Source organism: Glycomyces buryatensis (genome assembly GCF_004912275.1).
Classification (GTDB): domain Bacteria; phylum Actinomycetota; class Actinomycetes; order Mycobacteriales; family Micromonosporaceae; genus Glycomyces; species Glycomyces buryatensis.
Map to the genome: position 1 here is coordinate 230,923 of NZ_STGY01000083.1, position 12,661 is coordinate 243,583.

General features: G+C 66.4%; 11 protein-coding genes. 5 read left to right on the forward strand and 6 right to left on the reverse strand.

All coding sequences use genetic code 11. The features are described 5' to 3' along the window. Window positions 1–264: 264 nt before the first annotated feature. On the reverse strand, window positions 265–603 hold the full coding sequence (locus tag FAB82_RS28970; RefSeq protein WP_425461602.1) for a sigma factor-like helix-turn-helix DNA-binding protein: 339 nt from the start codon (window positions 601–603) through the stop codon (window positions 265–267). Between the two features lie 366 nt (window positions 604–969). Between FAB82_RS28970 and FAB82_RS25905 the strand changes: the two genes are divergently transcribed. The 3 genes from FAB82_RS25905 to FAB82_RS25915 all read left to right on the forward strand — a co-directional run bounded on the left by FAB82_RS25905 (window position 970) and on the right by FAB82_RS25915 (window position 4,153). Then, window positions 970–1,443, forward strand: coding sequence for a transposase family protein (locus tag FAB82_RS25905; protein ID WP_168801779.1), 474 nt, complete (start codon window positions 970–972; stop codon window positions 1,441–1,443). A 166-nt stretch (window positions 1,444–1,609) separates the two neighbouring features. Further along, a complete protein-coding gene (gene wecB / locus FAB82_RS25910; RefSeq protein ID WP_136537457.1) occupies window positions 1,610–2,722 on the forward strand; it encodes a non-hydrolyzing UDP-N-acetylglucosamine 2-epimerase in 1,113 nt (370 codons plus the stop codon). 171 nt (window positions 2,723–2,893) lie between these two features. Next, on the forward strand, window positions 2,894–4,153 hold the full coding sequence (locus tag FAB82_RS25915) for a hypothetical protein (protein ID WP_136537458.1): 1,260 nt from the start codon (window positions 2,894–2,896) through the stop codon (window positions 4,151–4,153). A 92-nt stretch (window positions 4,154–4,245) separates the two neighbouring features. Here FAB82_RS25915 and FAB82_RS25920 read toward each other — a convergent pair whose 3' ends face one another. From FAB82_RS25920 to FAB82_RS25930, 3 genes are all read right to left on the reverse strand, one after another. Further along, complete coding sequence (locus tag FAB82_RS25920) at window positions 4,246–7,374, reverse strand: glycosyltransferase family 4 protein (protein ID WP_168801780.1); 3,129 nt, start codon at window positions 7,372–7,374, stop codon at window positions 4,246–4,248. Between the two features lie 107 nt (window positions 7,375–7,481). Next, window positions 7,482–9,017: a glycosyltransferase family 4 protein gene (locus FAB82_RS25925; RefSeq protein WP_211116865.1), complete on the reverse strand. Its 1,536-nt coding sequence runs from the start codon at window positions 9,015–9,017 to the stop codon at window positions 7,482–7,484. 113 nt (window positions 9,018–9,130) lie between these two features. Further along, the gene (locus tag FAB82_RS25930; RefSeq protein WP_136537460.1) at window positions 9,131–10,084 is read right to left on the reverse strand and encodes a D-glucuronyl C5-epimerase family protein; all 954 of its coding nucleotides are present in this window, start codon (window positions 10,082–10,084) and stop codon (window positions 9,131–9,133) included. A 228-nt stretch (window positions 10,085–10,312) separates the two neighbouring features. Here FAB82_RS25930 and FAB82_RS25935 point away from each other — a divergent pair, with 228 nt between their 5' ends. Together FAB82_RS25935 and FAB82_RS25940 are read left to right on the forward strand one after the other, a co-directional pair. Next, window positions 10,313–10,669 carry a histone-like nucleoid-structuring protein Lsr2 gene (locus FAB82_RS25935; protein WP_136537461.1) on the forward strand — a complete coding sequence of 119 codons (357 nt, stop codon included), beginning with the start codon at window positions 10,313–10,315 and terminating at the stop codon, window positions 10,667–10,669. Window positions 10,670–10,774: 105 nt separating this feature from the next. Then, window positions 10,775–11,308 (forward strand): hypothetical protein, encoded by a 534-nt coding sequence (locus tag FAB82_RS25940; RefSeq protein ID WP_136537462.1) that lies wholly within the window; start codon window positions 10,775–10,777, stop codon window positions 11,306–11,308. A gap of 25 nt (window positions 11,309–11,333) precedes the next feature. Here the strand turns inward: FAB82_RS25940 and FAB82_RS27345 are convergent, their stop codons facing one another. Together FAB82_RS27345 and FAB82_RS25945 are read right to left on the reverse strand one after the other, a co-directional pair. Further along, window positions 11,334–11,492 (reverse strand): hypothetical protein, encoded by a 159-nt coding sequence (locus tag FAB82_RS27345; RefSeq protein ID WP_168801781.1) that lies wholly within the window; start codon window positions 11,490–11,492, stop codon window positions 11,334–11,336. A 464-nt stretch (window positions 11,493–11,956) separates the two neighbouring features. After that, window positions 11,957–12,604 (reverse strand): sugar transferase, encoded by a 648-nt coding sequence (locus tag FAB82_RS25945; protein WP_168801782.1) that lies wholly within the window; start codon window positions 12,602–12,604, stop codon window positions 11,957–11,959. Window positions 12,605–12,661 lie beyond the last annotated feature (57 nt).

Here is a 12,661-nt window from a genome sequence, read left to right on the forward strand (position 1 = left end):
CCATGTCCGGCAGGTTCTCGGCGTTGAGCTGGACGCCGCGCTCGTAATACTGCGACCGCGGGATCGGCCACTACCGCGAACTGAGCGAGGCCGAACCCGACGTTTTCAGCGACGACCTCGCGGCGGTCGAAGCACTGCGACGGACCCTGATCGAACAACGCGTCGAGCCCGCCGACGCCGGTGAAGCGCCTATGTGGCGCTTGCAGACGGAGCGGACCAGCCGCTTGACACTGCGGAGACTGATCTGAACCCTCTCCGTTCAGATCAGATCGCCCGAGTTCGAAGCTGCAGCCCTGACTTCCGGGCGTTCGCGATCAAGCGCTTGACACTTCGGTCGCTGATGCCATACTGGACAGCGAGGGTCTTCTGCGGCACGCCGTGGTTGTACGCCATAAGGATAGCTTCACGCTGTTCAGCTGTGAGCCGCCGATTCAGTGATCGCGGGGGCACCGGTGGCGCATCGTCAAGGGCGGGCTCGCAGTCGGAACGCGGCTCCCATGAGGGGCCTGAATCCGAGAGCCAAGACTTGACAGGCTCCGCGAGGCGATCCAGTGAGCCGTCTAGCTGGGGGTTTGGGTTCGCATAAGCGTGCAGTACCTCCACCCCGCACCGGCCCCCTCATGGTGCCCATGTGATCGCCTGTGACCGGCTGTGGCCGGCAGTGGCCGGTCACAGGCGATCATGTTTCGCGGCTCTTGTTTGCCGCATCTCAATGCCGGCGGCGGGTTCGATTGCCTTGAAGTCCACAACCAGACATTCAGGCAGTAACATCTCATGACAGATGATCCAGGTTTGGTTATCACTGGTTACAACCAAAACTCCCCCACTGCACCCCTCCCCTTCATCACCCTGAGAAGGAGGGTCCCGGCAAAGTTGGTGGAGGGTGATGGATTCCGTTGGGACGTAACGGAAGGGCAGGTTCCTCATTAGGTGAGGTGTTCTCACACGGCCGCGCCGAAGGATCCTGCCGTGGCCGAATCCTCCACCACCCCTGAGCTGATCGCAACTCTCGCCGAGTCCGTCGAAGGCCTGAACCTCGCCCCTGGCAGCCTGCTGGGGCTCTATGACCTGGTCGAAGACCCGCGCAATCCACGCGGAGTGCGTCACCCGATCGGGTTGCTGCTGGCGATCGCGACCGCGGCAGTGGCCTGCGGCAACCGCTCGTGGGAAGCCATCGCCCAGTGGGCGACCGAAGTCGCTCCCGACCGCATGGACCTCACCGCCTACCGGCACGGCATCCCCGACGAATCGACCTTCCGCCGCACGCTCTCCGAAGTCGACGGCCAAGCGGTCGACAACGCCCTCGGCTCCTGGATCTGGGCGCACCTGCCCGAAAGGCCCGGTCTGCGGGCGGTGGCCTTCGACGGCAAGGCCACGCCGAATCCGCGATCCGGGACGAGTGCTAACGGTGCTGGCACCGCTCGGCCGCCACGATGCGGGTAGGCCGGGCACTTCCACTTGGCGTTAGGAGGTTCGGAGCCACTTGTCGATCCGTCCGATTCCGGGCGGCAACACGCCGGACGGCCGTCTGAATACCCTGATCGCGCCCATCGGCACCCGTAGGATCGGCACATCCACCGAGCACCTCAAGTCGTTCGAAGGAGCCGCAGTGAGAGTAGTGAGCGTCGTAGGGGCACGACCCCAGCTGGTGAAGCTCGGGGCGATCGCGGCGGCATTCGCCCACGATGTCGACGAGCACCGCATCGTCCACACCGGCCAGCATTACGACGCCGACCTGTCCGACGTGTTCTTCGCCGGACTCGACATCCCCGCCCCGGACTACTCGCTCGGCGTCGGATCGGGCAGCCACGGCGCCCAGACCGGCGCGATGCTCGCCGCGCTCGATCCGATCCTCGCCGATGAGCGCCCCGACTGGGTTCTCGTCTACGGCGACACGAACTCGACCCTGGCCGGCGCGCTGGCAGCGGTCAAGCAGCACCTGCCCGTCGCCCATCTCGAAGCCGGGCTCCGCTCGTTCAACCGCAGGATGCCCGAGGAGCACAACCGCGTGCTCACCGACCACTGCGCCGACCTGCTGCTCGCCCCGACCCCGGAGGCCGTTCGGCACTTGCGGACCGAGGGTCTGGCCGACCGGTCGGTGTTCGTCGGCGACGTCATGGTCGACGTGTGCCTGCGCAACCGCGACGCCGTCCTAGCCGACACTGAGATGCGGCCGCGCCTGCCCGCCGGCATCGACCCCGACGAGCCGTTCCTGCTCGCCACCCTGCACCGGGCGGAGAACACCGATGACCCCGAGCGGCTGCGCGAGCTGCTTGACGCGCTGGCCTCGCTGCCGCTGCCGGTGGCGCTCTTGGCGCACCCGCGGCTGGTCGCCAGGGCGGAACAGTACGGGCTCGACCTCGGCGCGGGAGCACTGCGAGCTGGACGTCCACTGCCGTATGCGCAGCTGGTGTCCGCGATCCTGGCGTCGGTCGGCGTGTTGACCGACTCGGGCGGGCTCCAGAAGGAGGCGTTCCTGCTCGGCCGGACCTGCACCACTCTGCGACGCGAGACCGAATGGGTCGAAACCCTCGCCGACGGCTGGAACGTGCTGGCGCCCGATCCGGGCGACGTGACGGCCGGTAAGTGGGCCGCACTCGCCACCCGACCCGCGCCGGACGTCAGACCGGCCTCGCCCTACGGCGAGGGCAAGGCGGCGTGGGAGGTCCTCGACGTGCTCCGCGGCGAGGCCCAGGGAGGCCGGGAGCTCGGGTGCGTCTGATGACCGGCCGCAGCGATCTCGCCGACGCACTGATCGAAGACCGCCATGGCATTCCGTCCGCGTCTTCTCCACAAGAGCTCGATCGTCGTGGTCGCGAATATCGCAAGAGGACGTCCGCGAGGTAATCGCACCGCCAGACGCCGCCGTGTCCAAACCGAGAGACGACATCCAATGCCGAGTTTCCCAGCCGGATCGACGCTTCTGCACGTTGGGCCGCCGAAGACGGGCACCACTTCGCTGCAAGACGCGCTCGACGCCGCCGACGAACGACTCCGTGAACTCGGGGTCGCCCTGCCCGGCGGCTGCAGCAATCCCACTGTCGCCGTGAACGGCGGAACCGGGGTGTTCAAAGGCCCCAACTACGATCAGGCCTGGCGGGGACTCGTGGACGCGGTGAAGCGGAGCGAGAGCCGCATCCAGGTGATCAGCAGCGAGCACTTCGCGCACGCACGTGCCGACGACGCGCGGCGAATCGTCGAGACGCTCGGCGGTCCGACGGTCCGCGTCGTCATCACGCTGCGACCGCTGCAGGAGATCCTCCCGTCGCTGTGGCAGCAGTTCGTCCAGTCCGGTGAGGCCGACCCCTTCCCGATCTGGCTCAAGCGGGTCCTGTCCGACCTGCCGACCGATGAGCACAGTGACCGGTACCTGACGCAGATCTGGCAGCGGCAGTACATCGAGCGCTGGGCCGCCGCGGCTGGGCCCCAGAACGTCACCGTGGTCGTCGTCGACCGGCACCGGCCCGAGGACCTGCTGCGCCAGTTCGAGACCATGATCGGCGTGTCCGAGGGGCTGCTCACCATCCCCGAGCGACGCCGCAACGAGTCGCTGAACCTCGCGGAGGTCGAGCTCCTCCAGGACTGCTACGCCGAGCTCCGCGATCTGGGATGGGCCAAGCACGACGCCCGCCGCTACCTGCTGTTCGGGGCCGCCACGCGGATCCGGACCACCCAGACCCAGCGGCCGACGGCACGCGACATCGTCACCCCGGACTGGGCCCAGGAGCGGGCGGTGGAGCTCGGGACCGAGCTCGCCGCGCTGCTGCCGACGATGGGCGTCGACGTCGTCGGCGATCCCACGAGGCTCAGAGGGGCCGTGGTCAGGAAGAGCGTCGAGCCCATCCCGCTCGACTCCTCGGCCGCGGTCCAAGCCGTGATCGGCGTCCTCCAGATCGCCGCGGAAGACCGCGACCTCGCCGCCAGATCACGCGAAGGGGAACAAAGCGAGACCGATCGGGCGCTCCGAGCCGCGACGACCCACTCCAAACGCGTCGAGCGCGAGCTCCGAGCGGAGCGGGCCAAGGTTGAGGAGGCCTTGAGGCAGCGGGACGCGCTCGCTGCCATCCCGGACGCCGTGCGCACCCGTTCAGCGGAGCTGCTGCGCATCCTGCGGCGCCGCGCCATCCGGAAACTCTGGCCGCGAGCTCGTTGAGGACCCGGCGCGTCGCCCGGCGAGACGCCGGATTGTCGCGCCGGCTCCATGGCTGAGGAACGACCGACGGGGGCCTCAGCCCTCGATGGAGTTCAACGCTCACCGTCGAGGAACCGGCCGAGCACCGCGGCCGTCAATCGTCCATCATGGACGACACGTGCGTAACGGGTGGAGGCCCGGCCGATCTCGCGAGCGCGATCCCGGTCCTCCAGGAGCGAGAAGAGCGCCTCGGCCAAGGTCGGCGGGGTCGCGTTGACGATCGGCAGTTCGGGCCCGTATCGCTCGGCGGAGGTCTCGCCGATGTAGGCGATGACCGGCCTGCCGGCCGCCATCGCCTCGCAGCCGAGCGTGCCGTAACTGCCGATGCCAATCTGATCGATGACGATGTCGGCGGCGGCGATGTGCTCGCGCATCCGCGAGTGCGGCACGTTCTCCAGCATCCGGAATTCGATCACACCCCGCTCGTGCAGGTCGCTGAGCACCGGCATGGCCTCCTGGGTGCCCTTGGTCCAGCGTCGTGACGGGGCGTGCAGCACCACCGGGACGGCGCGTTCCATGACCGGGGACGAGCACTGCCAGAAGTCGACGTCCACCACCAACGGCGCCCAGACCGCCTCGGGCAGGTCGTCCAAGAGATCCGGGGTCGTCACGTAGATCGGGCAGCCACTCTCACGCGCGACCTCTCCATTATGTCCGGTGATCGTCACCAACTTCTGAAAGAGGTCGTCAGGGGCGTGCCGAAAGGCCGACCACTCGTGGCGCTCCAGGTGCTCCCGGGGCCGCCGCACCTCGCTCCCGTGGGAGAGCAGCGCCGTGGTCATGCCCATATTGCGCAGCATCGGCAGATCGGCGCCGAAGTCGTGGCCGTTGAGCCGCCCGAAGGCGGGCCGGAAGGCGTCGATCAGCAGGTGGGTATATGAGGCGACCCGCTGCACCTGTTCGAGCTGGTGGCTCTCGGTGAACATGGTGGCGCGATCCACCCGGACGTCGGCGGGATAGCCCCGTGCGTCCCCTTCAGTGACGATCTCAACGCCAACTTCGGGCCGGGCTTGGCACAGTGCTCGGGCGAAACTGCTCAGCTGGCCGGCGAAGTTCGCGGTCCCCATGCCCAGTCGAACCTCACGGTGGCCTGTCGGGGGCCACGGTGTGGCGCTGCCGAGTCGGAAGTCGGCGGCCGCGGCGGCCAGCTCGTAGCTGCCGGCCAGGGCTTTCTCGACCGCCATGGCGAGGCTGCCCGGATCGTCCGCCGTGTAGAGCTCACCGACTCGGTAGTGCGAGAACAGCCGTTCGACAGCCTCGGACCGGGCGACGACTACCGGGGTGCGTGCCTGCACGAAGCGGTAGACGGCCGGCGGCACCTGTCCTTCCGGCACCGAGGTTCCGACGATCCCGACGTCGGCCGCGGCGAGCAGCTCCCGCGGGTCGCCGTCACGGGTGACCGGGCGGATCCGTTCGTCGAGACCGGGATATTCGGCGCCGTCGATCGAATGAATCGTCATCAGGCGCCCCGTCGGGAGCTTTTCGAGCGCGGCCACGGCTGTCCCCAGCGCGTCCTCGTTCTCGAGTTCGCCGTACACGGCCAGGAGCGGCACATCGTCGGGACAGTCAATCGTGCCGCGGATGCCGCGCGCGACGTCAACAGCGTGGCGCTGCTCGACCTGGGCGAGGCGGACGGCGGCCCCGTGACGCGGGCGGCACCCGAGTCGCTCGTAGAGCTCGCAGTAGCGCTCAACCTGCCGCTCCCAGGAACGATCATCGAGGACCGCTGGGTTCCGGTAGGCGCTTTGGTAGGCCTGCTTGTCGCTGATGACCTTGCGCAGCGCGGCGGCCAGGGAGGCCGGTTCGGAGGGGTCGAAAACTTCGCCGTGTCCCAGCTCGGCGATCTCGGCGGCCATAGCCGGAAGGTCCGATACGACCAGCGGCAGACGGGCGTGCATGTACTCGAAGTACTTGTTCGGCAGTGCGACCTCGTGGTTGAGGATGCCCGTTCGCATCGGGTGGATCCCGACGTCGGCGGTGCTCATGAACCGGGGCAGCACCTCATACGGCACATAGGTCATGAGGTGCAGCCGATCGGCGAGGCCGCTCTCGTCGCCGAGTTCGATGAGCGACTTCATGTAGGGGGAAGTCAGGGAATTGACGATGAAGGCCATGTGGACTTCGGGCAGATCCGTCAGGGCCTCGATGATCACCTCGAGGTTGCGCTCGGGGTTGGCGCCGCCGCAGTAGACGGCCAGCGGCGTCTCGGAGTCCAGGCCGCAGGCGGCACGCACGTCGGGGAATTCGAGGTCCGCATCGTCCTGGTCGCCGCATGAACGGTTGGCGGCATTGAGCACCACGGTGGGTCGGCGCTCCAGGTCGTACTCGCGCTCCAGCATCTCGGCGATCGCCGGCGAGACCGTGACGACCTCGTCGGCGAAGCCGATGTGCTCGCGCTCGTAATCGGAGAGGGCGGCGAGCTGGTCGGGAGGGAAATTGTCGCAGCCGGGGATGTATTCGTGCGCGTCATAGACGATCTTGACCGGCTTCCCTTCGCGCTCCAAGTGGATCTTGACACGGGCGGCGATGCCGAGGGGACGAATGTCGTGGGCGTGGATGACGTCGGGTTCCAGGCGCAGTATGGCGCCGCGCAGGGCCAGTTCGAAGCGGCGGTTGACGTGGTCGATCGCGCGCCACGAACGCGCGCCGGTCAGCGTCCTGCGGGTCCACAGCTCGAGCCGGGAGATCAGTGGATGCGGCACGCGGCCGAACTTGAGGGCGGCGGCGGTCTGCCTGGTGCGGAGGTCGAGCCAGCTCCGCTCGAGCTTGCCGCGGGCCTGGGCGGCCAGGGCGCTGGTAGGGCCGGTTCTGACACCGCGGGTGCGCCGCACCCGCATCCGACGTCCGTATCGGAGAGCTTCGACGTCGATCCAACCCAGTCGCTTGCGCCTCTCGGCGAGCGTCACCTCGGCCCAGGAATGGTAGGCGAGTGGGTAGCGCATGTGCTTGGCATGGTCGGCCCACCGTTTGGGAGGGGGCAGTTTCGGGATGGGAAGTCGCAACACGTGGACGTCTCCGTGCTGGTATTCCTCGGTGCGATTGCCGGTGGTGACGCCCAGGAGGTGAACCTCCAGGCCCTGTTCGGCCAGCGATCGCGCGGACTTCTGCACTCGCGAGTCGCCCTCGATTCCGTTGGCGACCACCATGACGACCCGTTTCATCTGAGCTCGGTCCTCTGCCATAACCCGATCCCTCCATACCGTCGCCATCGCGCTTTCCCCGAAGCGTGGACGACTACCCCATTAGATGTGAGTGATAATCATTCGATTTCGTTGACGAGCTTCGTCGGTCATCGACCCTTCTCTCCGAGTACCTTGCGGTACAAGCTGTGCAGATGTGCCGACTGCTTCTCCCAGGTCCATTCGTCCACCAGCCCCGGCCGCTCATAAGCAGCGCGGTAGTGGCCGGGGTCCGAGAGCACCGTCTTGACGGCCCGCACGAAGTCCTCGGTGTCCCCGGCCCGGAAAACCTCGCCCTGGCCGGTCTCTCGCACCGTCTCGGCGATGGTCTTGACGTCGCTGACGACGAGCGGGAGCCGTGCGTGCGAGTAGTCGAAGAACTTGGTGTTCAACGAGATCTCGTGGTTCTGGTGGTGATGGTTGGGGCTGACGCCGATGTCCGCCGCGGCAATGAAGGGCACGATCTGCCGGTGCGGCACGTGGGGAAGCACGTGCAGCCGGTCCGCGACACCGAGCCGCTCGGCCTGGGCCACCAGGCCGCGCACGTACGACCAGTTGTGGTGGGAGACCACAAGCGCGGCGTGGAGGTTCGCGACCGCCGGAAGGGCGTCGACCATGATGTGCAGCCCGCGCTGGACGAGCGGTACGCCGCTGTAGACCATCAGGGGCGTGTCCGGGCCGATCCCGCACAGGCCGCGCAGGTCCGGTATCTCCTCGTCTTCGCCGGGGCTTTCGCTCAGGTCGGGGGCGTTCATGACCACCGTCGGCCGCTCGGTCAGGCGGTGCCGCTCCACCAGGAGGTCTGCGAGCGGTTCGGAGACGGTGACGACTGCGTCGGCCCAGGGGGCGTATTCGTTCTCGTGCGCGATCTGGGCGGGCTTCCACCAAGGATGGTTGACCCAGGGTTTCATGCCCGGCAGGTATTCGTGGACGTCCCACACCAGTTTGACCGGGCGGCCCTTCGCGCGGGCCCGGACCGCCTCCCGAGCGCCGACGCCGAGCATCTGAAAGTCGTTGGCGTGGATCAAGTCCGGTTTCAGTTGATCGATGACGGGGCCAAAGGCGAGTTCGAAGTCCCACAGGCCCGGATCCAGCCGTCGCCACGCTCGGTCGCCCATGACGATCTTCCAGAATGCCATCGACAAGTGGTCGAGTGGCGCGTTCAATTCCTTGCGCCGCCGGCGCAGCCGCTCGGTGCGGCGGGCGCGCAGATCGGCCCAGTCCCCGGCCAGACGCACCGTCACCCGCCTGGGAAGGAGCGCCGCGCGGCGCAACCGGGCGGCCACCGGGCTCTGGCGACGCGTGGCGATCACCTCGCGCGCCTTCATGAGATCGATCTCGGCACGCCGTGCCTCGAGCTGACGCTGCCGGTAGATCTCCATGGGCCCCAACGGGTATGCGATGGGGTCGCGCAGCCAGTGGCTGCGCAGTTCGTGGCGGCGGCGCGCGAGACCGCGCCGCATCGGGACCAGCCTCACCTCGGCTTCACCGAGCCGCCACATCCTCGGCTCGGTATCCGGCGAACGGCCGAGCAGGACGACCTCCCAACCTGCGGCGGCCGCGTGCTGCGCCTCCTTCTGGACCCGTGAGTCACCCTCGACCCCGTTCTGCACCAGCATCACAATGCGGCCCCGGCTGTTGTCCATGGCGAAACTCCCGTTAGATGGCATCGGCAGTCTCGCAGCGTATCCACACAACGGCCCACGAGAGTGAAGACACGCGCGGCGCCGAATTTCGATAGCCGAACGGGAATAGAGCCCTACCGGTCCCCCATGTCGTCGGCGAAGCGACGCTGCCACGTTTCGAACCGCGCATCACCTGTGATCTCGAAGAGCGCAGCCTGTTGCTTCACAGTTCGAGCCGGGCCATAGTCGTCATGGCACGGCGGCGTGAGGTCGTAGCAGTTGATCTGCCCGGGCCGCCGGAAGGCCGGGAGATAGGCGAGTACCGACTCGGCACCACGCAGAATCGCGTCCTCGAGCGTCGGGTCGCGGTCATGCCGATCCCATAGGTAGTAAAGCCCGGTGACGGCATGGATGTGACCATTGAGGATCATTGACTCGGTTTGCGGGACCTCCTCATACCAACGGAAACCCTCCGGAGTCTCGCGGGCGAACCACAGGTCCTCGCGTGGGCCCTCGACGCCGTAGGCGGCCGCCAGTTCCCAAGCCGTGTCGAGGTACCGGCTGTCGGGCCAACATTCATGCAGCATTACCGTGCCTGCGATCACGCTGCCGTTTCCCAGGCCAGAAGTCCATCCGCGAGGGATGGTGACACCCTCGTAGTTGTGTTCGAACTTATAGACCACGAATCGTGCGCCGTCGACCACTTTGGTAAATTCGAGCATTCGATCGAACAGTTCCTCAGCGATTCTTTCGGCATTCTCGCTGGGCGGGTTGTCCCGTTGCCATGCGCACAGTAGTGCGGCGTTGCGGACGTAGTACCACGGCGCGAAAGGTTGCTTATACCCTTCAGGCCAAGGCATCGGCAGCGCTTCGTCGAGCGGATCGTCGGTCGGCTGCCAACCCGTTGGTGCTTCGGCCGACGCCAATTGCTCCGGGTCCTCTCCCGGAACAAGCTCGAGTTCGCCGACATCCGCAGGAGCTGCCGCCCGCAGCGCCTCATCCGCATCAGACGAGCAGCCACCCGAAAATACCAGTAGCGCAACGATTGCAATCGTTGCGGAGACAGATATTCGCAAAGAACTCTTCATGATTGCACCCACTTGACTGTCAGCGGCAAGAAACTGGATGAAGCGATTTCAGTGGCCCATTATAGATAAAACGCATCGCCGTGAGGCTATCGTCGAGGCCGTGTCTATGAATTCGGTGTCCAGTCGCGGATGATCGCCAGCTGGATCTGGAAGTGCTTGTCGAACGAGCCCATGCCGATTTCGGCGGCCTGGGTGACCTCCTGGCCCCGTTCCAACGAAAGGCCTCCCATGGCGAAGCGGACCGAAGTGATCCTCATCGACGACATCGACGGCAGCCCCGCCGAAACAACGGTCAAATTCGGCGTCGACGGACAGCTCTACGAGATCGATTTGTCCGGAGCTAACAACGATGAACTCCGCCGCGGGTTGGCGAAATTCATTCTGAACGGAACACGTCTCGGCAAGGTCCAAGCAGCTAAGAACCGCGGCCCCGTTCCCACTGGGATCCGTCAGCCGGCCGGTATCAACCGCGGCAGGAACATCGCAATCCGCAACTGGTGCAAGCAGCAAGGCATCGAAGTGAACTCGCTCGGGCGAATCCCGCAGGCAGTCATTGCCAAGTTCGACGCTGCCCACGCGGCCTGAGTATTAAGAGCATGTCCTGACTGGCGCCGCACAGTTCGGAAGGACGTGTGGCTCCAGCATGGGCCGTGTAGGTTCGGTGCACTGCGCGAGAGGCGGTGATGGGGCATGGGTCCGGCCGACGAGTCCGTCTCCCTCGGAGTGGGACACCAGACCGGCAGTTCTCGGGTGATGAGGGGCCAATACGAAGCACTGAGAGCCACGTACGAGACGACCCCAGTCCAGGTCCCGCGTCCCCCGCGCGACAGCAGCCTGGTCGAAGTTCGCTGCGACCATTGCGATGCCGTGCTGTCGGTGCTCGTCCTCAGCGTTCGCCGCACGATTCTGAAGCGGTGGCTCTGGGCGACGATGATGGCTCTCGGCCTGCTGCTCATTGCCTGGCTCCTCTACGAAGGGTTCTCGAACCACTTCGATGGGGACCGTCGCTTGGTCGTCGGCTCCCTGGTCGCCCTCCTGGCCGGGTGCACGGCCACCGGCACCGGTCTCGGCCTACTGGTGATGGAGCACGGACTCCGACTCGAGGCCTGCTCGTCGCATGATGCTCCGCATGCACTGCTCAGCCGTCACGGTGGCGAGCTCGGCACTGTCACGCGCAGCGGCGAGGTGCGCGGGGTCATGGGCCTGCGTCGCGGTCGCCGCTGAAGCCGAACGGTCCAAAGTCGGCAACTCACTGCCGGTCGTAGTCGTCGACCTGGACTCCAGCGATCTTCTGGGCTTCCTGGACGGCTTTCACCCATGCCCGTTCAGGGTCGCTCATGCTGCGCATGACCGGCCGCAGGCCCGTGTTGATGACGCGAAGTCGAGTGGTGGTCCGGGATCCGCTCATGGCTTCGTCCTCCAGGGGGTGCGGTGAGGCCGCCATCCGATCCCGCGTACGGCGGCCCCGGGGGGTCAAGTCTGGGAGGCGACAGTTTGCCTGCCCGGGTATCCGCCATGGTTTCATGTTTTCAACGAATTCATACGGGCCAGTTTCGCTGACCTCGAATCCGGTGAACCGGACTCCGTTGCGGTCGCTGTGGCCACGGCGCGGCCCTGAAGGTGTGATGGCCCCACTCAGTTCGGATCAGGCCCAGGGCGATGGTGCTCACTGGACACGATCCGTCCATCACGGCAAGGTCCTTCTGCGCCACTCCGTGGCTGTACGCCATCACAATCGAAACGCCGCTCCCATGAAGGGCCCGAATCCGAGATCCGTGGCTCGACAGGCTCTGCGAGGCGATCCAATGCGTTGTCTATCTGGGGATTTAGGTTCGCATAAGAACGCAGTACCTCCACCTTGCCGGGAATGGCTCATTGAAGGTTCGTGGGTTCGAGTCTCGCACGGTCGGCCTGTCGCGGTCGATGCTCGTGAAGTGCGTCCCCGCGCCTCATGCGAGCACTGGCCTTCGCGTGTCTCGGGTGTCCGTTCAGTCCGTCCCCACTCACCACCACCCAGCACGACCGCAGCAGAATGAGCAGGTCCAGCCGCAGGCTCTGCGTCACCGAATACATGAGATCGTGATCAGTACGCCTGTCCCAGTCGAGACTGTTCCGACCTACCGTCTGCGCCCATCCCGTCAATCCCGGTAGCACGGCGAGCCTCCCCAACTCACGGGAACCATAGCCCTGGGCCCGTTCGGGCAGATGCGGACGCGGACCGACCAGGCTCATCTCTCCCCTGGCGACGTTGATCAGCTGCGGCAGCTCGTCAACCGAGAGCCGTCGCAGAATCCTGCCCACCCTGGTGATCCACGCGGCGTCGGGGACCTCCGACTCCGGTGCCGCGCAGGTGCTCATGGTCCGGAGCTTCAGCATCCTGAACGGTCGGCCCCGCAGGCCGATGCGAACCTGACGGAAGAAGACGGGCCGCCCGTCCTCGCAGAGGATCGCCACTCCGGCGACGGCGACCACAACGAGAGCCGGTATCGCGATGAGGCACAGCACCGTCCAGTCCAACAAGCGTTTGCCCCTATAGGAGTGGGGAGCGAGTGGGACGAGCGTTCGAGAATCGACGGC